The organism is Pseudomonas sp. NFACC56-3 (genome assembly GCF_900100025.1).
GTDB classification, from domain to species: domain Bacteria; phylum Pseudomonadota; class Gammaproteobacteria; order Pseudomonadales; family Pseudomonadaceae; genus Aquipseudomonas; species Aquipseudomonas fluorescens_AA.
Genome location: NZ_FMTK01000027.1, coordinates 44495 through 64959 on the forward strand (window position 1 = coordinate 44495; position 20465 = coordinate 64959).

Annotated in this window: 20 protein-coding genes; 16 read left to right on the forward strand and 4 right to left on the reverse strand. The window is 60.1% G+C overall.

What is annotated here, in order from left to right; genetic code table 11:
* The first annotated feature begins 3 nt into the window (after window positions 1-3).
* The 12 genes from BLO80_RS26230 to gloB all read left to right on the forward strand — a co-directional run bounded on the left by BLO80_RS26230 (window position 4) and on the right by gloB (window position 12182).
* Window positions 4-1191, forward strand: coding sequence for an acyl-CoA dehydrogenase family protein (locus tag BLO80_RS26230; protein ID WP_092332602.1), 1188 nt, complete (start codon window positions 4-6; stop codon window positions 1189-1191).
* Window positions 1127-2332 (forward strand): acyl-CoA dehydrogenase family protein, encoded by a 1206-nt coding sequence (locus BLO80_RS26235; protein ID WP_092198650.1) that lies wholly within the window; start codon window positions 1127-1129, stop codon window positions 2330-2332. The genes BLO80_RS26230 and BLO80_RS26235 overlap by 65 nt, the downstream gene beginning before the upstream one ends.
* A 125-nt stretch (window positions 2333-2457) precedes the next feature.
* Window positions 2458-3639: a thiolase family protein gene (locus tag BLO80_RS26240; protein ID WP_092332659.1), complete on the forward strand. Its 1182-nt coding sequence runs from the start codon at window positions 2458-2460 to the stop codon at window positions 3637-3639.
* 9 nt (window positions 3640-3648) lie between these two features.
* Complete coding sequence (locus BLO80_RS26245) at window positions 3649-4413, forward strand: SDR family NAD(P)-dependent oxidoreductase (protein WP_092198647.1); 765 nt, start codon at window positions 3649-3651, stop codon at window positions 4411-4413.
* A gap of 12 nt (window positions 4414-4425) precedes the next feature.
* Window positions 4426-5187: a crotonase/enoyl-CoA hydratase family protein gene (locus BLO80_RS26250; RefSeq protein WP_092332604.1), complete on the forward strand. Its 762-nt coding sequence runs from the start codon at window positions 4426-4428 to the stop codon at window positions 5185-5187.
* A 25-nt stretch (window positions 5188-5212) separates the two neighbouring features.
* Window positions 5213-6013, forward strand: coding sequence for a crotonase/enoyl-CoA hydratase family protein (locus tag BLO80_RS26255; RefSeq protein WP_175459555.1), 801 nt, complete (start codon window positions 5213-5215; stop codon window positions 6011-6013).
* Between the two features lie 29 nt (window positions 6014-6042).
* Complete coding sequence (locus tag BLO80_RS26260) at window positions 6043-7188, forward strand: NADH:flavin oxidoreductase (RefSeq protein WP_092332608.1); 1146 nt, start codon at window positions 6043-6045, stop codon at window positions 7186-7188.
* A gap of 38 nt (window positions 7189-7226) precedes the next feature.
* Window positions 7227-8495 (forward strand): acyl-CoA dehydrogenase family protein, encoded by a 1269-nt coding sequence (locus BLO80_RS26265; RefSeq protein ID WP_092332610.1) that lies wholly within the window; start codon window positions 7227-7229, stop codon window positions 8493-8495.
* Window positions 8492-9556, forward strand: coding sequence for a phosphotransferase family protein (locus BLO80_RS26270; protein ID WP_092332611.1), 1065 nt, complete (start codon window positions 8492-8494; stop codon window positions 9554-9556). The genes BLO80_RS26265 and BLO80_RS26270 overlap by 4 nt, the downstream gene beginning before the upstream one ends.
* Before the next feature lie 146 nt (window positions 9557-9702).
* Window positions 9703-10452 carry an electron transfer flavoprotein subunit beta/FixA family protein gene (locus BLO80_RS26275; RefSeq protein ID WP_092332613.1) on the forward strand — a complete coding sequence of 250 codons (750 nt, stop codon included), beginning with the start codon at window positions 9703-9705 and terminating at the stop codon, window positions 10450-10452.
* 2 nt (window positions 10453-10454) lie between these two features.
* Window positions 10455-11393: an electron transfer flavoprotein subunit alpha/FixB family protein gene (locus BLO80_RS26280; protein ID WP_092332615.1), complete on the forward strand. Its 939-nt coding sequence runs from the start codon at window positions 10455-10457 to the stop codon at window positions 11391-11393.
* Window positions 11394-11417: 24 nt separating this feature from the next.
* Window positions 11418-12182 carry a hydroxyacylglutathione hydrolase gene (gene gloB, locus BLO80_RS26285; RefSeq protein WP_218189388.1) on the forward strand — a complete coding sequence of 255 codons (765 nt, stop codon included), beginning with the start codon at window positions 11418-11420 and terminating at the stop codon, window positions 12180-12182.
* 80 nt (window positions 12183-12262) lie between these two features.
* On the opposite strand, the gene BLO80_RS26290 is transcribed toward gloB, so the two are convergent.
* The 3 genes from BLO80_RS26290 to BLO80_RS26300 are packed head-to-tail and all read right to left on the reverse strand — an operon-like array spanning window position 12263 to window position 14187.
* A complete protein-coding gene (locus tag BLO80_RS26290; protein ID WP_092332619.1) occupies window positions 12263-13024 on the reverse strand; it encodes a glucose 1-dehydrogenase in 762 nt (253 codons plus the stop codon).
* Between the two features lie 49 nt (window positions 13025-13073).
* Window positions 13074-13829: an SDR family NAD(P)-dependent oxidoreductase gene (locus tag BLO80_RS26295; RefSeq protein ID WP_256574249.1), complete on the reverse strand. Its 756-nt coding sequence runs from the start codon at window positions 13827-13829 to the stop codon at window positions 13074-13076.
* A complete protein-coding gene (locus BLO80_RS26300; protein ID WP_092332621.1) occupies window positions 13822-14187 on the reverse strand; it encodes a hypothetical protein in 366 nt (121 codons plus the stop codon). The genes BLO80_RS26295 and BLO80_RS26300 overlap by 8 nt, the downstream gene beginning before the upstream one ends.
* A 608-nt stretch (window positions 14188-14795) precedes the next feature.
* On the opposite strand from BLO80_RS26300, the gene BLO80_RS26305 reads away from it, so the two are divergent.
* Both BLO80_RS26305 and BLO80_RS26310 read left to right on the forward strand, forming a co-directional pair.
* Window positions 14796-16214 (forward strand): aromatic ring-hydroxylating oxygenase subunit alpha, encoded by a 1419-nt coding sequence (locus tag BLO80_RS26305; RefSeq protein WP_139197126.1) that lies wholly within the window; start codon window positions 14796-14798, stop codon window positions 16212-16214.
* 39 nt (window positions 16215-16253) lie between these two features.
* Window positions 16254-16571, forward strand: coding sequence for a Rieske (2Fe-2S) protein (locus tag BLO80_RS26310; RefSeq protein ID WP_092332625.1), 318 nt, complete (start codon window positions 16254-16256; stop codon window positions 16569-16571).
* A 72-nt stretch (window positions 16572-16643) separates the two neighbouring features.
* Here BLO80_RS26310 and BLO80_RS26315 read toward each other — a convergent pair whose 3' ends face one another.
* A complete protein-coding gene (locus tag BLO80_RS26315) occupies window positions 16644-17645 on the reverse strand; it encodes a zinc-dependent alcohol dehydrogenase family protein (protein WP_092332627.1) in 1002 nt (333 codons plus the stop codon).
* 253 nt (window positions 17646-17898) lie between these two features.
* Between BLO80_RS26315 and BLO80_RS26320 the strand changes: the two genes are divergently transcribed.
* Window positions 17899-19347, forward strand: coding sequence for a phosphotransferase family protein (locus BLO80_RS26320; protein WP_092332629.1), 1449 nt, complete (start codon window positions 17899-17901; stop codon window positions 19345-19347).
* Window positions 19348-19363: 16 nt separating this feature from the next.
* Window positions 19364-20350: a DUF7064 domain-containing protein gene (locus BLO80_RS26325; RefSeq protein ID WP_092332631.1), complete on the forward strand. Its 987-nt coding sequence runs from the start codon at window positions 19364-19366 to the stop codon at window positions 20348-20350.
* Window positions 20351-20465: the final 115 nt, after the last annotated feature.

Below are 20465 nucleotides of genomic sequence, written 5' to 3' on the forward strand. Positions count from 1 at the left end.
TCCATGACTGATGATGCACGGCAGTTGGAGCAACTACGCGCTGATACTCGCGCATGGCTGGAAGACAACATTCCCGCTAATTGGCGCGAGCGAATGACAGATGTGCAAAGCGATGACTTCCTGCAGTTCCAGCGCCAATGGATGAAGTCCCTGGTGGCGGCCGGCCTGGCGACCTCACACTGGCAGGCCGGTTGGCAGGGGGGCGGGCGCAGCCTCGCAGAGCAGGTCGTGATCGTCGAAGAGCTGGCCCGTGCCGATGCACCGCGCCTGATCCTGTACTTCATCTCGCTGTACCACGCGGCCATGACCCTGATGGAGTGGGGTACGCCTGAGCAGAAACACCGCCATCTGCCTGCGATTCTGGCCGGTGAAATCTGGTGCCAGGGCTTTTCCGAGCCCAATGCCGGCTCTGATCTGGCGTCGCTCAAGACCCGGGCCGTGCGTGATGGCGATCACTATGTTGTCGATGGGCAGAAGGTCTGGTCGACCCTGGGCCAGCACGCCGATTACTGCCTGCTCCTGGTACGAACCGATGCTTCCGGTCCCAAGCAGGCGGGTATCACCTTCCTGCTGATGGACATGCGTTCGCCGGGAGTGGAGGTGCGCCCCATCCGGCAGATCACGGGGGACGAAGAGTTTGCCGAGATCTTCCTGACCAATGTGCGCATTCCCGTGACCAACAGGTTGGGCGAGGAAGGCGAGGGCTGGCGTATCGCGCAGACGACGCTCAACTCCGAGCGCGGCCTGACCATCCTGGAGTTGTCGGAGCGCCTTTCGCGCTCGCGCTGGCGTTTGCTGCAGGCCATGGGCGCCGATGGCGAAGGACAGGTGCAGGATGACCAATTCCGGCGCGAAGCCGTGGATGTGTTCGTCAAGATCGACGCACTCAGCGCCATGGTGAAAAACATGATGGCCCGCCTGGTCGCCGGCAAGGACGTCGGCGGCACAGCATCGATGGTCAAACTGTTCTACGCCCAGGTGCTCAGGGAGTTCACGGCCCTGGGACAACGCAGCGAACTTGCCGCCCTCTACCAGCAACCTTTCACCCTGGGCGGGGGCCACGAAACCGGCAACTGGTCGTTCGATTACATGAACTCCTTCATGTGGACGATTGCCGGGGGCAGCAATGAGATTCAACGCAACATCATTTCCGAGCGGGTACTTGGCATGCCCAGGGAAAAGTATGCGTGACGTATCGCGCGATCAGAGAGGATTGGATGTGGACGATTTAATCGAACGGGAAGCCTTGAGCGACGCCGCACGCAAAGTGCTGTTCGCACGTCAGGATCGCAATCGGTTGTTGAAGGATCCGGCCTGGGCAGCGCTTAACGAGGCGGCCCTGCTGAAAGTCAGCGCCGAGCTGGGTTGGCTGGGGCTGTGCGTGCCGGAGCAGTATGGCGGGCTGCAGCAACCTTTTAACGCCTTGGCCACGTTGTATGGCGAACTGGGGCGCGCGCTGGCCGGGCCCTGCGTCATGGCAGCGGCGATCGGCCTGGAGTTGCTGTCGCAGTCAGCCACGAGCCCTGCGGTCTCGGAACTGATCGAGGAGATCATCTTCGGCCAGAAACTGGCGTTGTCAGTGGGCAACGGGCGAATGGCAATCGACGTGTCGGTACATGGCGCCAGCCTCTTGCTCAATGGCTCGGTGCACGAATTGCTGGGCGCCGGGCAGGCCACGCATTTACTGATTCCCATCGCACAAGCGCAGCCTGCGCTGGCTCTGGTGTCGATAGACCATCCAGGCATCTCGCTGGTGGCGCGCAAGTCTTGGGACCTGACACGGGCGCAGGTATTCGAAGTCTCTTTTGACCAGGTGGAGCTTTCGGGCGACGCATTGATTCTGCAGGGCCCGGCGGCCAAAGACGCGATGTTGCGTGCGGCCGCGCACTTCGATCTGGCCCTGGCCTGTGATGCCATCGGCGGCAGCGAGCAAATATTGGGGGAAACGCTGGCGTACATGCATACGCGAACACAGTTCGGGCGTTCGATTGCTTCATTCCAAGCGTTGAAGCACCGATGTGCGGACCTTGCCACGGACATTGAAGTGGCACGTGCATTGGTCGATGCGAGTTGTGAGGGGGATGACGAGCTTGCGAGCTGGCGTACCCAGGCCGCGAGCTGTCGGCTTCTAGCCGGTGCTGTCTACCGTCGTGTCAGTGAAGAGTCGGTGCAGTTGCACGGTGGCATCGGCTTCACCTGGGAGCAGCCCTGCCATTTGTTTCTCAAGCGCGCGAGGCTCAATGACGCATTGGGTGGTAGCGCCGCTCAGCGCAAGGACCAGGCCGCACGCCACATGCTGGCCGCGGCCTGGCACGCAAAGCCCGTGGTGTGAAGGCGCCTTGGGTTTTATTGCTGAAGGGCCGCGGCAATACCCAGTGCAGCAGCAGATAACCGCCAGGATTGGCCCCGGCAGATACTTGGACTTCCTGAACCAACAAGAAAAAACCAGACATGACCATCAAGACAGCGGTAATCGTCGATGCCATTCGCACCCCGACCGGGCGTGGCAAGACTGGAGGAGCGTTAACAGGGCTTCATCCCACCGATCTGCTCGGGCAGCTGTTCAAGACGCTGGTTGCGCGCAATCAGCTGGACTCGGCCACAGTGGACGACGTGATCATCGGCTGTGTCAGCCAGGTCGGCGAACAGTCCGGTTCGCCTGGACGCCTGGCCTGGCTGGGGGCGGGGCTGGCCGAGCAGGTCCCGGCCACAGTCGTCGACAGGCGTTGCGGCTCCAGCCAGCAGGCGGTGCACTTTGCCGCCCAGGGGATCGCCGCTGGAGCTTATGACATCGTCGTTGCGGGGGGAGTCGAATCGATGAGCCGGGTACCGATGTTTTCCGCCCGCATCGATCAGGATCCACTGGGTTCGATGGTCTACGGGCGCTACCCGGACGGTTTGACGACTCAAGGGATTGCTGCCGAGCGCATTGCCGCGAAATGGGGGATCTCCCGGGAAGAACTCGACGTGTTTTCCGTGGAGTCCCACCATCGGGCGTCGGCGGCCCAACGCAGCGGTGCGTTCGATACAGAAATCATCCCGGTCACCTCGGGCAATACAACATTGCTTGGCCTCGACGAAACCATCCGTGCCGATACCACTTTCGAACGGCTGGCCGCGCTGCAGCCTTCGTTCGTCGACGAAGGCGTGAGGGGCCGCTATCCGCAGATCAACTGGAGTGTCACCGCTGGCAACTCATCGCAACTGGCAGACGGTGCCTCGGCATTGCTGCTGATGAGCGAACAGACCGCCCAACGGCTGGGCCTAAAGCCCCGGGCACGTTTTGTGTCGTTCGATGTGATTGGCGATGACCCGTTGATGATGCTGACGGCGCCGATCACCTCAACTCGCCGCGCCTTGGAAAAGGCCGGCTTGCGTGCACAGGACATCGATCACTTCGAAGTCAACGAGGCCTTCGCCAGTGTTCCGCTGGCATGGATGCGCGAATTCAAGGTTGACCCGCGCAGGGTCAATCCCAGAGGCGGTGCAATCGCGCTCGGCCACCCTCTCGGGGCCTCGGGTGGTCGCCTGATGACCACCATGCTGCACGCCCTGGAGCAGACAGGCGGCCGCTATGGGTTGCAGACCATGTGCGAGGCCGGCGGCTTGGCCAACACCACGATTATCGAACGACTCTGAGGACTGCTGATGAATATTCGAGGAATGGCCGCGGTCGTGACTGGCGGTGCATCGGGCCTGGGCCGCGCAACGGCTGAAAAACTGTTGGCGCAGGGGGCCAAGGTGGTGATCGCCGACCTGCCGAGTTCCGATGGCGAGGCGGTGGCCAGGGCACTGGGGGCCGATTGTGCGTTCGTGCCAGCGGATGTCACCGATGAAGCGCAGATGCTGCAGGTCTTCAAGACCGCGTCGGCGCTTGCGCCGTTGCGTGCCACGGTGCACTGCGCAGGTCGTGGCGGTCCGGTGCGCGTCGTCGACAAGGACGGCGAACCGGGGTCGCTGGAGCAATATGAAGCCGTGGTGCGGGTCAACCTGATCGGGACCTTCAATGTCCTGCGCCTGGCCGCCGCCGAAATGGCCAGGCATGACGAGGCCGACGGTGAACGAGGCGCCATCGTGTTGACCTCTTCCGTGGCCGCCTACGAGGGGCAGATTGGCCAGATCCCCTATGCCTCGGCGAAAGCCGGCATTGTCGGCATGACGATCGTTGCCGCCCGGGACCTGGCAAGCCGCAAGATCCGGGTTTGCACCATCGCCCCAGGCATCTTCGATACACCCATCCTGGCACGTGTCTCTGCGCAGGTCCGAGAGGGACTGGCCGCCGCCGTGCCTCATCCATCCAGGCTGGGGCAGCCCGCCGAGTTCGCCTTGCTCGCCGCCCATATCATCGAGAACCCGATGCTCAACGGTGAAACCATCCGCCTGGATGGTGCGATTCGCATGCCGCCGCGCTGAGGAGGGCAACCCATGCCAGACGTTCTATTCGACGTAAGTGAAGGTATTGCAACAATCACCATCAACCGCCCTGAAGCGAGGAATGCGGTTAACGGCGCCGTCGCCCTGGCCATCGCCGAGGCGGTCGATCAAATCGATGCACGCCATGACATCCAGGTCTCGATTCTGACCGGTGCGGGCGGTTTTTTCTGTGCGGGCATGGACCTCAAGGCGTTCCTCAAGGGGGAAAACGTCAAGCCTTTCGGCCGTGGTTTCGCGGGGCTGACCAATGCCAGGGTGCGCAAGCCATTGATAGCGGCTGTCGAGGGCATGGCTCTGGCCGGTGGTTTTGAGCTGGCGCTGGCTTGCGACTTGATCGTTGCCTCCGAGGTTTCGCAGTTCGGGTTACCGGAAGTCAAGCGCGGCTTGGTGGCCAACGCCGGTGGCCTGGTTCGGCTGCCACGGCAACTGCCTCATCGGCTCGCGATGGAAATGGTGCTGACCGGCGCATCGGTCAGCGCCCAGGCGTTGCTGGCCCACGGCTTGATCAACCGGGTGGTGCCGGCAGGGCAGGTGATGGGCGCGGCGTTGGAGTTGGCGGCGACGATCGCCGCCAACGGCCCGATGGCCGTGGCAGTCAGCAAGCAGGTCCTGGTGGACTCCCAGGATTGGCCCAGTACCGAACTGTTCGTGCGCCAGGATGAATTTACCCTGCCGGTCTTCAAGTCTCACGACGCGAAAGAAGGCGCCACGGCGTTCGCCGAGAAGCGCAAACCTGTCTGGAAAGGCATTTAGGGGACACGATCAGATGAACAATTCGATGACTGACATTCTGCTGCGTGAGGTCGATGAGGGGATCGTTACGTTGACCCTCAACCGCCCCGAGCAACGCAATCCGATCTCCGAATCGGACATGATCGATGCCCTGTGCAATGCCTTGGAAGAGGCTGACGCTGACTGGTCGGCCCGCGTGGTGATCCTGACCGGCACGGGTTCGGCATTTTCCACCGGCGGAAATATCCACTCCATGCGCCAGGGCGCAGGCCTTGTCGATCAATCGGCTGTGCGCACCCGATACAACTACCGCAATGGCATACAACGCCTGCCACTTTTGTTCGAACGCCTGGAGATTCCAGTGCTGGCGGCCGTCAACGGCCCGGCAATCGGTGCTGGCTGCGACCTGGCGTGCATGTGCGACATCCGGATTGCTTCGACCAAGGCCAGGTTTGCCGAGAGTTTCGTCAAGCTCGGCATCGTGCCAGGCGATGGCGGAGCCTGGTTGCTGCCACGAGTGGTCGGGTTTGCCAAGGCCTGCGAAATGGCCTTCACCGGTGATTTGATCAACGCCTATGAAGCGCTCGCCTGCGGCCTCGTATCGCAAGTGGTCGAGCCTGAGGCTTTGATGGAAACCACCCGCGAACTGGCCAAGCGTATTGCGTCGAATGCGCCCCATGCCGTCAGGATGACCAAGCGCCTGTTGCGCGAGGGCCGCACTGCGAGCCTGTCGGCCATTCTCGAATGTTCGGCTGCCGCGCAAGCGTTATCACACACCACTCCGGAGCATGCAGAGGCGGTTACGGCGTTCCTGGCCAGAAGCGCGGCAACCCAGCCGAAGGCTTGAGATGCTCCAACAACGGAATCCATAACGTCATGAACCATCAAGGTCTTTTGCAACCGTTGCAGGTACGTGGATGTTCGATCGCCAATCGAATCGTGATGTCCCCCATGACTCGTGGCTTCTGCCCAGGAGGGGCTCCGACCGCTGAGGTCCGCGACTACTATGCGCGCCGCGCCCAAGGCGGTTGCGGTCTGATCATCACCGAAGCCGTTGGCGTCGATCATCCGTCGGCCCTGGGCGATGCCGGGCTTGGTGAGGACAATATTCCGGTGCTGCACGGCGCAAAAGTGTTGCAGGGATGGCGCGAGGTGGTTCAGGCAGTGCATGCGGCTGGCGGCAAGATCGTGCCGCAGTTGTGGCACCAGGGCGTGCTGCGCTTGCCCGGCACCGGCCCGTTTCCCGAGGCGCCGGTCAGCAGTCCGTCGGGGATCTGGGGTGAGCCGGGCCAGTTGACGGCTCTTGCCGAGGACAAGATTCCGATCGATGTCCGAATTGGGTTACCTATGACCGAAGCCGAGATCGAGCAGGTCATCGACGGCTACGTGCGCTCGGCGAAAGGCGCGATGCTGGCCGGTTTCGACGGCATTGCGATCCACGGCGCGCACGGCTATCTGATCGACACCTTCCTCTGGGACAAGACCAATCGCAGACAGGACCGCTGGGGAGGCAGCCGCGCCGCGCGGACCCGGTTCGCCGTCGAGATCGTACGGCGGATCAGGACGGAAGTCGGCCCGGACCTGCCGATTTTCTTCCGCTTTTCCGATTGGAAGCAGCAGGACTTTCGGGCGCGTTTGGCAACCACACCGCAAGCGCTGGAGGAACTGCTGGGCCCGCTGGCGGACGCGGGCGTGGATGTGTTCGACGCCAGCGTGCGCTATTTCGACAAACCCGCCTATGAGGGATCAACGTTGAATCTCGCTGGCTGGGCGAAGAAAGTCACGGGGAAATGCGCCATGACCGTGGGTGGTGTCGGTATCAACAAGGGCATGTATGACGGTAAGAGCGACATCAGTGCGGTCAACAATCTGGAGCGAGTGATACAACGCCTGGACAATGGCGAGTTCGACTTGGTCGGTGTCGGGCGTGCGCTGCTGGGCGATCCGCATTGGCCACGCAAGATCATTGCCGGTGAACAGGTATCAGCATTCCATTCTGCTGTATTGACGCGCCTGACTTGACGGATCGGTCCATTCAACCTGTAGAGGAGTATCGAAGCATGGCGTGGGATTTTGAAACCGATCCGGACTTCGCTCTGGAACTCGAATGGATCGATCAGTTCGTAAGTGAGGAAGTCGAGCCACTCGATCATGTGCTGGGCAGTCCCTGGGACATCCATGCACCAGGCTTCCAGACGCTGGTGCGGCCTCTGCAGTGTATCGTCAAGGCAAGAGGCTTGTGGGCCTGCCATTTGGGCCCTGAGTTGGGAGGTCAGGGTTTCGGCCAGGTCAAGTTGGCCCTGATGAATGAAATCCTGGGGCGTTCGGAGTTCGCACCTGTCGTGTTCGGTGCGCAGGCGCCCGATTCGGGTAACAGTGAAATCCTCGCCCACTATGGCACCGTCGAGCAGAAGTCCCGTTACCTGGCCCCGCTGCTGGCCAATGACATCGTGTCCTGCTTTGCCATGACAGAACCCCAGGGGGGAGCCGATCCAAAGCAGTTCAAGACGCTTGCACAGCGCGACGGCGATCAATGGGTCCTGACAGGTGAAAAGTGGTTCGCATCCAATGCCCGGTATGCCGATTTCTACATCGTCATGGCGATCACCGATCCGGATGTCACGGTCTATCAGGGCGCGACGATGTTCATCGTGCCGGCCTCCACGCCGGGTGTGCGTATCCTGCGTAACGTCGGTTGCGGCGATGGCGAGCAGACCCATGCCTACGTCTCGTTCGACAAGGTAAGGTTGGACGAATGCAGTGTCCTCGGTGGCGTAGGGCAAGCATTTGCGGTCGCCCAGGTGCGCCTGGGGGGCGGGCGTGTCCATCATGCCATGCGCGTTATCGGCCAGGCCGGCAAGGCTCTGGACGCGCTGTGCGAGCGTGCTCTGTCGCGTACCACCCAGGGCTCGCTGCTGGCCGAAAAACAGATGATCCAGGAACGCATCGCGGATTCGTGGATCGAGCTGGAGCAGTTTCGCCTGCTGGTCATGCGCACCGCCTGGCGCATCGACAAATACCAGGACTACCGGAAGGTTCGCAAAGACATCAGCGCAGTCAAAGCGGCCATGCCCAAGGTGCTGCATGACATCGCCGCACGCGCGCTGCATATCCACGGCTCGATTGGCGCCAGCAATGAAATGCCGTTCGCCAACTTGGTTAACCGGGCCTTTCAGATGGGCCTGGCCGATGGTCCGACCGAAGTGCACAAAGTGACAGTGGCCAAGCAAGTTTTGCGTGACTATTCGCCCAGTACAGCGCTGTTTCCGGCCTATCACCGACCCACGGCGCAAGCTGCCGCCCGGGAAAAGTTCAAGGCGCAGCTATGACCGGCCAAGCACTGCCAGATTTCGACTGGCTGGCCGCCGCGCACCCTCGGCGCTTGAGTGCGTGGATGGACGAGCATGGGCTTGAAAGCGGGCCATTGCGGGGCTTCGAACGGTTGGCCGGCGGCACGCAAAACCTCATCGTGCGCTTTCAACGCGGTAACCGCAGTTTTGTCTTGCGTCGACCTCCGTTGTATCCGCGCCCCGACGGGGACAAGACCATCCTGCGTGAGGCCCGGGTGCTCGGTGCATTGTCTGGCAGCCGTGTGCCGCATCCGGGGCTGATCGCCTCGTGCGGTGATACCGTGGTGATCGGCTCTGCCTTCTACTTGATGGAGCCGGTCGAAGGGTTCAACCCCTCTGGAAAACCACTGCCACGCGAATACGCCGAGAACGTCGATTGGCGCCGCAGAATGGGCTTTGCGATGGTCGATGCGCTGCTTGCCTTGGGCGAGATTGTACCCGAGCAGGTCGGTCTTGATGGCTTCGGCAAGCCGCTGACATTTCTCGAGCGCCAGGTGCCGCGTTGGCGGGCGCATCTCGAGGCCTGCCCATCCAGCGCTGCCTGGCAGGGGCCCGAGGGGCTTGTCGGCCTCGATGAGCTGGGCCGAGTTCTGGAAAACCAACGGCCGCTGGTCTTCGAACCTGGCGTCCTGCACGGCGATTTCCATCTTGCGAACGTGATGTTTCGTCATGACTGCTCAGAACTCGCCGCCGTTATCGACTGGGAGCTGGCGACCCTGGGCGACCCGCTGCTGGATCTCGGCTGGCTGGTTGCGACCTGGCCGGATGAAACTGGGCACGGTGCCGGGACGATTCAGGTTTCACCCTGGGATGGCTTCCCCACGGCACAACTGTTGTTGGACCACTATGCAGCAGGCAGCCGACGCGACCTCAGCCGGATCGATTGGTACATCGCCCTGGCCAATTACAAGCTGGCGGTGATGCTGGAGGCCAGTCACGCCCGCTCCTGTGCCGGGCGGGCGCCGCGGGAAATTGGTGAGAGACATCATGCTTCCGCGCTCAGACTCGTTCAGAACGGGCTGGCGAAACTCGCGACTTGACGTGGCCTTGCCTGCGTCCGCAATCGAATGAGCCTGTACGCCCCGGGGCGTTTTGCTTGAGTCCACCGAGCCCCATGATGTCTGTCAGCGGCGACCGGACCAAAAACGGCAGGGCGTCCAGACAACAAGAATGACAGGAGAAACCCTTGAAGATCCTAGTGCCTATCAAGCGCGTCGTAGATTTCAATATCAAGGTCCGGCCAAAGGCCGATGGCAGTGGCATGGACTTGGACAACGTCAAAATGGCGATAAACCCATTCGATGAAATTGCCATGGAGGAGGCCGTTCGCCTGAAAGAGCAGGGCAAGGCCAGCGAAGTCATCGCTGTTTCCTGCGGCACCACGTTGAGCCAGGAAACCTTGCGCACCGCCCTGGCGCTGGGTGCCGATCGGGCCGTGCTGATCGAAAGCAGCGAAGAGCTCCAGCCACTGGCGGTGGCCAAGTTGCTCAAGGCGCTGGTCGATATCGAGCAGCCCGACCTGGTGATCCTCGGCAAGCAGGCGATTGACGATGACTGCAACCAGACAGGCCAGATGCTTGCCTCGCTGCTGGACAGGCCTCAGGGAACCTACGCCTCCAAACTGGCAGTTGACGGTGAGCAGTTACTGGTGACCCGCGAAGTGGACGGTGGGCTGGAAACACTGCGCCTGGCTTTGCCAGCCATTATCACCGCAGACCTGCGGCTGAACGAACCACGTTACGTCACCTTGCCGAACATCATGAAGGCCAAGAAGAAGCCCATACAGATACTGACCCCGGCTGAGTTGAACATTGACATCACCCCGCGACTGCGCACATTGAAAGTGTCGGAACCACCGGTGCGTCCTGCGGGGGTTAAAGTCCCGGATGTCGCAACGCTTGTCGCCAAACTGAAGCATGAAGCCAAGGTGATCTGACCATGACAGCACTGATTGTTGCCGAACACGATAATACCCACCTCAATGCGTTGACCTTGAACGCCGTCACCGCTGCTCGGGCATGCAGCGATGAGGTGCATATCCTGGTGAGCGGTCACCAGGCCAGACAAGTCGCCGAACATGCGGCGCAGGTGGCAGGCGTGAGCAAGGTGTTGTTCGCCGACGCGCCCCACCTGGCAGAACAACTGGCCGAGAACACCGCCGCTCAGGTATTGGCCCAGGCAGGTAACTATACCCATATTCTGTTTGCGGCGACGTCCAACGGCAAAAGCATTGCTCCCCGGGTAGCTGCCCGACTGGATGTGGCGCAGATCAGCGAGATCACTGCAGTGGTTGCGCCGGACACTTTCGAGCGTCCGATCTATGCCGGTAACGCGATAGCGACGATCAAGAGCGATGATCCAATCAAGGTGCTGACGGTGCGTTCAACCAGTTTTGCTGCCGGCGCCGATAGCGGAGGCAATGCCGCGATCGACAACGTGGTCAGTGTCGCCGATAGCGGCATGTCGAGCTTTGTGAGCCGGGAAGTGAGCAAAAGTGATCGGCCTGAACTCGCGGCGGCCAGGATCATCGTGTCGGGAGGACGTGCGCTTGGCTCGGCCGACAAGTTTCAGTCAACGCTCCTGCCGCTCGCCGAAAAACTTGGTGCCGCGCTCGGGGCGAGCCGCGCCGCCGTGGATTCGGGCTATGCGCCTAACGACCTGCAGGTGGGGCAGACCGGCAAGATCGTCGCCCCCGATCTCTACATTGCCTGCGGGATCAGCGGCGCCATCCAACACTTGGCGGGCATGAAAGACAGCAAGGTGATCGTTGCGATCAACAAGGACGCGGATGCGCCGATCTTCGCCATAGCGGACTACGGTCTGGAAGCCGATCTCTTCACGGCGATCCCGGAACTGCTTCAGGCCCTCCAGGATTAAGCACTTTTCAGGTACTTCACCATGTTGGATGAAATCTTCGGCGTTCGCGCATTCGCGGATAATTACATCTGGTTGTTGCGCAAGGGGACTGACTTCATCGTTGTCGACCCCGGGGTGGCGGCTCCGGTAAGGGCCGCCATCGAAGCCCGGCAAGGCAAGTTGGCGGCAATCCTCATCACGCACCATCATCAGGACCATGTTGGCGGTGTGGCTGACCTCCTGGGGTGGCAATCAGTGCCAGTCTACGGGCCTGCGGCCGAGGCGATCGATTGTGTGGACTGTCCGGTTACACAGGGCGACCACGTGCATGTCGAAGCACTGGATGCCACGTTCGATGTCATTGATGTAGGTGGTCATACCCTTGGCCATATCGCCTACCGCACGGGGAATGCGCTGTTCTGCGGTGATACCTTGTTCGCCGGCGGCTGTGGGCGGATCTTCGAAGGTACTCCCGAGCAGATGTGGCATTCACTCAACCGACTGGCCATGTTGCCGCACACAACGCAGGTGTATTGCGCCCATGAGTACACTGAAGCCAATCTGCGCTTCGCGCTCGCCGTCGAACCCGATAATCAATTGTTGAAAGATCGTTGGAACGAAGTCCAGGCCCTTCGTGCGCAGGATCAGCCTACCGTGCCAAGCACTATCGGCCTGGAGCTTCTGACCAATCCTTTCCTGAGGGCTCGCCACGTCGCCGTAGTCGACGCCGCTGAAGCGTTCCAGGGACATCGGTTGCACGAGGAAGTGGCGGTGTTCGCGGCGTTGCGTGAATGGAAAAACGTCTTCTAAGATGATGTCCTGCCTGCTTTCCAGACAAAGCCAGTGCCTCCTTCTGGAGGCACTTTTGCCATGCAAGGAGGTGCCGCGACTCAGCGCACCAAGTATCCGCCATCAACGGCTAGCGTATGTCCGTAGGTAAACGACGCGTCATCCGAACACAGCCACAGTGCCGCCTTTGCGACATCCTCGGGCAGGCCCAGCCGGCCAATGAGGCTCATCTTGTCGATGATCTGGTCGCGTCCGGCAGGCGCATTGCGCAGAGCCGCCTCAAGCATGGGGGTGTCGATGGCTCCCGGCGCAATCGCATTGATGCGCACGCCGATGGAGGCAGCATCAATGGCGGCATTGCGAGTCAGCCCCAGCACGGCATGCTTGCTGGCGGTATAGACGGATTGTCGATTTTGCGGGCGGTAGGCATTGACCGAAGCGATGTTGACGATGGCGCCCCGACCTTGTTGGGCCATTTGTTTTATTTGCTGCTGAAGGCACAGGAACACACCTTTTACATTCACTGCCATGATCCGGTCGAATACTGCTTCAGGTACGTCCGGCAATGCGTCCGTCTCCATGCCGACCGCGGCATTGTTCACGGCGAAATCCAGCGAACCGGCATCCTTCACCACGGCTGCGACCAAGGCACTTACGTCACCTGCGCGAGAAACGTCGCAAGGGTAGAAATGGCCCGCCCCCCCGAAAGCCTGAATCATCCGCACGGTTTGCTCGCCGCCGGCGACGTCGACATCCGACACGGCGACCCGCGCACCGGCGCGGGCAAAGGCCAGCGCGATACCTCGACCGATGCCGCTGCCTGCACCGGTGACCAGTGCGGATTTATTGGAAAAGTCTTGCATGGATACCGCTCCTCTAAAGTGAATGGAAAAAAGCACATCCCGGGGACGATCAGAGGCTGCGCCCACCATCGACAACCAGGGTTTGCCCGGTGATATAGCTGGCAAGAGGGGAGACGAGGAACAGTGCCAGGTTGGCGACGTCCGCTGGTTGGCCGAGACGCCCAAGCGAGATGGTCTCCAGGGCGTTTTTCAGGCGCTCGGGATGGCTCGTGGTAACCTCGGTCATCTTCGTGGCGATCATCCCCGGGGCAATGGCATTGACCCTTACCCCTTCGCGTCCCCAGGCGTCGCCCAGGGTGCGCGTCAGGCCCAGCAGGCCGGCTTTCGAGGCCGCATAGGCGGGGTTGCCGACGACTGACTTGAATGCACCGATAGAGCCGATGAAGATCATCGAACCCTGCCGTTCCATGAGCAGCGGGTAAAACCGCGTGGCCAGTTGCATCACACTCAGCAAATTGACATTCACCACGTGATTGAAGGTCGAGGGCTCAAACTCCTGTCGACGGTAGACCACGGTGCCCTGGGCCATCACCAGGATGTCCAGGGTCTCGATTCCCGGTTCCCAGGCTTGTAGGGCGGATGCATCGCTGACATCCAACTGGGAGTAATGCAGGCCAGTCAAGGCTGAACCGTCGTCGGCATACGCGTGTGCATCCGCGCGGGTCCCAGTGACATGAACGGTGGCGCCCTGTTGGCGAAATCGCTGCGCAATGCCATTGCCGATGCCGCTGGAGCCGCCGATTATCAGCGCGACTTTTCCCTCGAGTCGCAGTGCCTGGCCCGCGTCCGTAAAAAAGCTACTCACGGTGTAGAGCTCCTTCGGTCACCAAACCGATGGCGTCAATCTGGCTAGAGGCGATCGAAGCATGGTAGTCGGCCATTTGGTCGAAACTCAGGTAGTTGCAGACGTTGAACTCCGCCAGGGTGTACTGCCGAGCGATGGGCGCGCGGCGGGTGAACCACTGCGCATCGGCCCAACTGTGTAAAACGGAGTGAGCCGCCGCATTGCCGGCCCTGGTCTTCTGCACCGCGTCGTGAAAAGCATCGAACACCAGGAGGGTATGCTTGAGCTCGGCGGCAGCGGTCTGCTCGGCATTCAGAGGGCAGGGCGGAAGATGAACAGCCGCACGCTCCTGCACATGCTTGAGGTATTGGTTCAGCAATGTCGTTTTCCCTGAAGATGACTGATTTCAGCCGCGGGAGGGCAGCCGTGTCCGATAAACCGGCCTTGGTGTCTAGCGAAAAATATCGGCCATCGTTACTTGGGGGGGCGGCATACAATTGACGTCGGAGCGAAGAGAGCAATAGTAAGGGTAGGGCGGCACGGGTGCTTTAACTTGGGTGTTATCTTTGCAACCAGTCAATGAAATAATCAAACACGCAAATAATGCAATGTGCGGGCGCATGAGATAGTTCTCTTGTTTGTTCTTATTAGGGGCGATTGGTTGTTCTTGAGTTTTGTGATAAGTAACAGTTCGAGCATATACCGTCGCCATTTCTGCGCCAGAAGGGACTTGTCCGTACCCGCAATAATATTGTTCTGCGTGGCGTCAGTCTGCTCGGTCACAAGGCGTCCGTTTTCAGGGCGCAGGAGAGGAAGTTGGAGGCTCTTATCTGTGCGGGCAAAAGGGTTTGTCTGTACCTCGGCATGGATGGAAGAACATTGCAGATTTGCCTGCTCCCTCTAATGTAAGGCGCATCAAGCCATCGAGATCACTAAACCAATCGATCAGGGTAATAGCCCTGTACCGGCCTTTGAGGGAGGTGTTACGTGACAACAGAGAGCAGTCATTGGAAGGACTACGGCAAGCCGATGCCGGGCAGCAGGATCGATCCACCCACACTTCAGGACATTCTTGCTTCCGACGCACAACCGCATCGCACGCCACTTCACGATATCGGTCATTATGATCCGCCACCGCGGCTTATCCCTTATGACCGGTATCTCGACGCTGCCTATGTAGATCTTGAAGTCGAACATATATGGAAGAAAGAATGGCAAATTGCCTGCCGCGAAGAAGACATTCCCAATGTCGGTGATCGCCTGACTTACGACATAGTCGACAGTTCTTACATTATTGTTCGTTCCAAGCCTGATGAGTTCCGTGCCTTCCACAACAGTTGCCGTCATCGTGGGCGTCAGATGTGTTCCGGGAAAGACAATGCCGATAACTTTCGTTGTCCTTTCCACGGCTGGGTCTATGACTTGGAGGGGCGACTGGCGTGGGTGCCATTCGAGCAGGAGTTTCCAAATGTCGATGCCGAACACAACAGCCTGATCCCGGTTCGAGTCGACACTTGGGGCGGTAACGTTTTCATCAACCCGGACCCCGATGCAGAACCGTTGCAAGCGTCCCTGGGCGTGTTGGTTGACCATTTCAAGGACTACCCCATCGGGGAGCGCTACACCGCGATGAGGATCCTGCTGCACGTCAATTGCAACTGGAAAGCCGCCCAGGAGGCCTTCATGGAGGGCTACCACGTGGTGGAAACCCATGCAGACGGGATGCCTATGTTCGGTTCGGCGATGACCCAAGTCGATATATGGGAGCAGGGCAAAGGCTACATCAGTCGCCTGTGCACGCCCGGAATGACCACTGACAGCTACCTGAGCGATAAGGTAAGCCCACGCGAAGGCCTGATTCTCTACTGCAGTGCCTATGATTTGCCGTTGCCGCCGCCGGAGCGCGGGCTTACTGCCGAAGATGCCCGGCGCTACGCGGCCGAACAGCAGCAGATCCGTCTGGAGGCCAACACCGGTAAAGATTGGTCGGCCCAGCCCATCAGTTATTTCCTGGACATGGCCAAATACTTCATGTTCCCCAATTACCACCCCTGGTGGGGCGAGGGGTTGCCATGGTGGTACAAGTTCACCCCGTATGGGCGCGATCCGGACAAGTCGGTGATGGAGTACCGGATGCTGCTGCCCATTCCCAAGGACGGTGTACGACCGCCTGTGCCCGAGCCGATCGTGATCGATTTTGGTGAAAAAGCTGAAGACCATCCCGCGCTGGGCACCACCGGACATATCGTGGACCAGGATATGTCCAACATGAACGCTGTGCAGCGCGGATTCAAGGCGGCTGCTTCCCACGCCGCCTATATGACCCTGTCCAACTACCAGGAAGCGAAGATTCGTCGATTCCACGAAATCTACGATCAACGCCTTGGCCTGAAAATCAACGACTGACCACTGCCTGGTTACCGAGCAGTTTCATAGAGTGAAACGATGGACTTTGAGAAAACCGTTGCACGCAGTGCCTTGCCAGAAGGCGGTAAAGTTGTAGTGGAGGTGCGCGGTCACTCGATCCTGTTGTGCCGATTACAGGGGCAGGTCCTGGCGGTGCAGAACCGCTGTACCCATGCAGGATCCCGCCTGGATTCCGGGCTTATTGCAGAGGGCAGCATTCGCTGCCCTCTGCACGGCGTGCGTTTCGATCTGCACACCGGGCAATGCTTGAACGTACGGCTCGGTTGCGCACCACTGAAATGTTTTGCCACGCGGGAAACGGGCGACCATATCGAGGTCGAGGTGATTGAGCATTAGTGCCAGCCGGGGCTGTTTCGGCACCTGGGCGTCGATTAGCAGGCCAGGGCAGCCGCAACAGCGCCTACCGCGCTAGCGGGTGATGACGATCTTGCCAAAATGCAGCTGGGTTTCCATGTAGCGAAAGGCGTCCCCCAGCGCCGGCAACTCGAAGTGTCGGTCCAGCACTGGCTGCAGTTGGGTCTGTTCGATTATTCGCATCATTTCCACCTGGTGCTCACGGCTTCCCACTGTAATGGCCGACATCCGGATATTGCCGGTCACCGCCGCAAAGGTAGGAAACTGGATTGGCTGGCGACTGAGACCACCGATCAATGACAGATGAGCGTTGACTCGCATGGCCTTGAGCGTTTGCGTCAGCTCTCCTCCCACCACGTCCACGACATGATCTACCCCTACGCCATTGCTCAATTGCCGGACGAGATTGTCCCAGGCAGGGACTTCACGGTAGTTGATGACGTGGCTGGCGCCGAGGTGACGCAGCTTCTCGGCTTTTTTCGCTGAAGATGTCAACACAATCACTTGGGCGCCGAGCAGTCGTGCGAATTGCAAGGCGAAAATCGAAACACCGCCGCTGCCCTTGACCAATACTGTTTCCCCCGGCTGAACCGGGCCTGCGACCCTCAAGGCCCGCCAGGCCGTCAGCGCCGCGCAGGGCAACGTGGCGGCCTGGGTGTCGGTCAATGAGGCCGGAGTATGGGTGAACTGGTTGGCCGGTAGCGTGACGTACTCGCTGGCAAACCCATCAACGTGCTCGCCACGCATCTGCGCGATCCGCTCCAGGGTCGCGGGGCCTTCAGCCCAATTGGCAAAGAACGTGCCGGTGACCCGATCACCGGCCTTGAACTCACTGACATCCGCCCCGGTTTCCACTACTTCACCGGCACCATCAGACAATGGGACCCGTCCCGCGGCGCTCGTCAGGATACCGCGAACCACCAGCGCATCATGGAAATTCAGCGAGTTGGCCTGAACTTTCACCAACAGTTCTCCGGCGCCGGGACGCCTGATAGGGCGCTCCACGAGTTTGAGGTTGTCCAGGCTCGCGGGCAAAGCGATTTCAATACGTTTCATGACACTCTCCTGCCGGTGATCGGTGTTTAAAAGCGCATGCACGCGTATTGGCTCAGTAGAACCGAGCCGGGCGGGGGATCGCCATTGATGTACATCCAGGGATCAATCTCGCTTCCGGTTTGAGCAACCCCATTGCTCACCGGATCCCTGAGTACAGCGGGATCAGCACGATTGCCCGCCCAGACAAAGGGGGGGCAGGGCACGAATTAGACTCGGCCCCAACATCATCTGAAGCGTACTGCGAGGGGTTAGCGTGGACGAAATAACCATCAAGACACTCAGCTCGACCGAGGCATTCGTCGAGAAATTGCTGGCGTCGGGTATCTTGGGCGGCGACCTCTTGACCGAAGCACTCATGGCCAGGACCGCGCTGGGCTATGAGCTTGCGCGCGGATGCTGTTCGGACGAGGCCTTGTTGCCCATCCGTGTGCTCGAACGGCAACTCGTAAGCGAGTTGTCCGAGTACCCTGGAACTGTAGACTGCGCCAAGGCCGTACGTCGGGACGAACAATGGCAGGCGTCCATTGGCGCCTCCCTGACGTCGGTCATGGAAGGGTTGGCCCGTCACCCCTTGGACGCCGGCCAAGAGCGGATCATCGCCAGTCGCTTGCGTGAATTCCTGGTTCGTTACCACGAGCTTTTCGACCCGGCTATATCCCACGGTACGAACGCGACCTATCAGGGCGGAAGAGGGGATGGACAAGTGTCCGAAGCCTGCGAGGACGAAAAGATCACGCCCCAGGCTGTCCAGCGCGACTTGAAGGCCAATACGCGTTATACCGATGTGCAAGTGACCGACATGCGCCAGTTGATGGGCGGCTACTCCAAGGAAACCTTCATCCTGGACTTGAGCGATGCCACGGGCGAGCGCCGTGAAGTGCTGCGCAAGGACGGCGTAGGTTTGCCGACGGGGTCAAGCGTGGTCAACGAGTTTCAAGTATTGCGGGAAGTCGCGAGGCTGGGCTTGCCCGTGCCCACACCGCTGCACCTACAAGTGAACGCCGAAAACCTAGGTACCGCCTACATGCTGGTGGATTACGTGGCGGGACAATCAGCACATTTGACGGTTCCCATGGACCCGGCCTCCCGGCAACGCTGGGCCGACAGTATTCTCGACAGCCTGGTGATGCTGCACCGCGAAACACTTCAGACGGATCGAGATATTCGCGACCTCTTGCGCGCTGAAATCGACGAGCTGCGTGAACGCGTCCGGGATCGCGAACGGCATGCCCATCCGGGCATCGCCTGTGGATTGTCCTGGTTGCAATCGCACCTATCGGACCTCAAGGGGCGCCCGGCTTGCCGAGTCCATGGCGACGTGGGCTTCCATAATATGCTGATGGCGGACGACAAACTGGTCGCCCTGCTGGACTGGGAATTCAGCCACATCAGTGATCCGGTCGAGGACCTGCGCTACGTCAAGCCGTTCATCGAACAGCTCGATCTCTGGCCATGGTTTATCGAGCAATACGAGCAGCGTTCCGGCATGAGCTATGACGCCAGGGCAGCACGCTATTTCAATGTCTGGAAGGAAGTGCGTAATGCCGTCGCCTGTCAAGGCTCGCTCAATTCATTGTTGATGCCCGGCGTGCGCAATCTGGCGTTATGCGTGGCGGGAAATCTCTATCTCCCCAAATTCGAAATCGGCATCCTCGACGCGATCGTCGACGCCAATACCGCGGCAGGTGATCACCATGTCTGAGAAAAGAATTGCCTGGATGTCCGACGGCCATGGCTTCGGTACCGCGACCGACCAGGACGATTTCTATCATGGGCGCGCCCTCGAGGATAAACACTTCACCACCACGGAAACCTGGTATTGGGGATTTTACGAGGCGACATCCAACCTGCATGGCTTCATCCATATCTGGACGCATCCTCACCTGGGATTATGCACCGCCGGGATCTTTGCGCACTTTGGCCACAAGCGCGACCACCTGGCCGCAGAAGTCTATGACTTCCAGGTCTATATGCCTGACAGCATTTTCGATGAGCAGGGCAATATCGAGACGGCCAATGGCTTGAAAATCGAATTCGAGCGACCGATGCAAAAAATGCGCATCCGCTATGCGAACGCTGCCCGCGATTTCAACCTGGATATGGTCCAGGAGGCGGTGCAGCCCGCGGTGATGCGCTCGAACAACCGGCATTTCGAGCAAGTGATGCGTTCGCGCGGAGCGGTCAGGTACCAAGGCAGGGATTATCCGTTCGACAACTTGAGCATTCGGGATCGCTCCTGGGGCGAGCAGCGCCATGAGGACGGTTACTTGCTGCCGCCTTACACCTGGATGAACGGCGCTTTTTCGGAGGATTTCTCCTTCACCATTGGTGCGTTCGATGACCCGAAGCGGCATCCCAACTGGGAAGGTCTGTATACGCTGAGTGACGACCAGCTCCTCACTGACGCCTGGATCTTCGATCACGGTAAAACTCTGAAGGTCACCGCCGTCTCCAAGCTCACCCAGCGCGCCGACGATCAACTGCGTCCGGTGCGCCATGTGATTCAGTGCACGACCGAGGATGGTGGTCAATACCAATTCCATGGGGAAGTGCTTGCGAGCAACCCCTGGCACAGCTGGCAGAACGCGCTTTGCCACTGCGGCCTGACACGCTGGACCTCGCCTCAATGGGTCGGTGAGGGCTGGGGTGAGACTCAGGAGGTGCAATGGAACGACTACGTGGCACGCCTGAGCCCGCCGGTATAAGCGTGTCGGCCTGGAACAACACTTCAGCGCAGAACAAGTTGCAGGTCAGTGTGAGACTACTGGCAGGCATCGGGATGATTACAGTTTAGATGATCTGCGACACACCCATGGCGCC

Bases quoted from the DNA above. Each gene is read 5' to 3' on its own strand.
- BLO80_RS26230 (WP_092332602.1), top strand. From the start codon at position 4: ATGACTGATGATGCACGGCAGTTGGAGCAACTACGCGCTGATACTCGC.
- BLO80_RS26235 (WP_092198650.1), top strand. From the start codon at position 1,127: ATGAGATTCAACGCAACATCATTTCCGAGCGGGTACTTGGCATGCCCA.
- BLO80_RS26245 (WP_092198647.1), top strand. From the start codon at position 3,649: ATGAATATTCGAGGAATGGCCGCGGTCGTGACTGGCGGTGCATCGGGC.
- BLO80_RS26250 (WP_092332604.1), top strand. From the start codon at position 4,426: ATGCCAGACGTTCTATTCGACGTAAGTGAAGGTATTGCAACAATCACC.
- BLO80_RS26255 (WP_175459555.1), top strand. From the start codon at position 5,213: ATGACTGACATTCTGCTGCGTGAGGTCGATGAGGGGATCGTTACGTTG.
- BLO80_RS26260 (WP_092332608.1), top strand. From the start codon at position 6,043: ATGAACCATCAAGGTCTTTTGCAACCGTTGCAGGTACGTGGATGTTCG.
- BLO80_RS26265 (WP_092332610.1), top strand. From the start codon at position 7,227: ATGGCGTGGGATTTTGAAACCGATCCGGACTTCGCTCTGGAACTCGAA.
- BLO80_RS26270 (WP_092332611.1), top strand. From the start codon at position 8,492: ATGACCGGCCAAGCACTGCCAGATTTCGACTGGCTGGCCGCCGCGCAC.
- BLO80_RS26280 (WP_092332615.1), top strand. From the start codon at position 10,455: ATGACAGCACTGATTGTTGCCGAACACGATAATACCCACCTCAATGCG.
- BLO80_RS26290 (WP_092332619.1), bottom strand. From the start codon at position 13,024: ATGCAAGACTTTTCCAATAAATCCGCACTGGTCACCGGTGCAGGCAGC.
- BLO80_RS26310 (WP_092332625.1), top strand. From the start codon at position 16,254: ATGGACTTTGAGAAAACCGTTGCACGCAGTGCCTTGCCAGAAGGCGGT.
- BLO80_RS26315 (WP_092332627.1), bottom strand. From the start codon at position 17,645: ATGAAACGTATTGAAATCGCTTTGCCCGCGAGCCTGGACAACCTCAAA.
- BLO80_RS26325 (WP_092332631.1), top strand. From the start codon at position 19,364: ATGTCCGACGGCCATGGCTTCGGTACCGCGACCGACCAGGACGATTTC.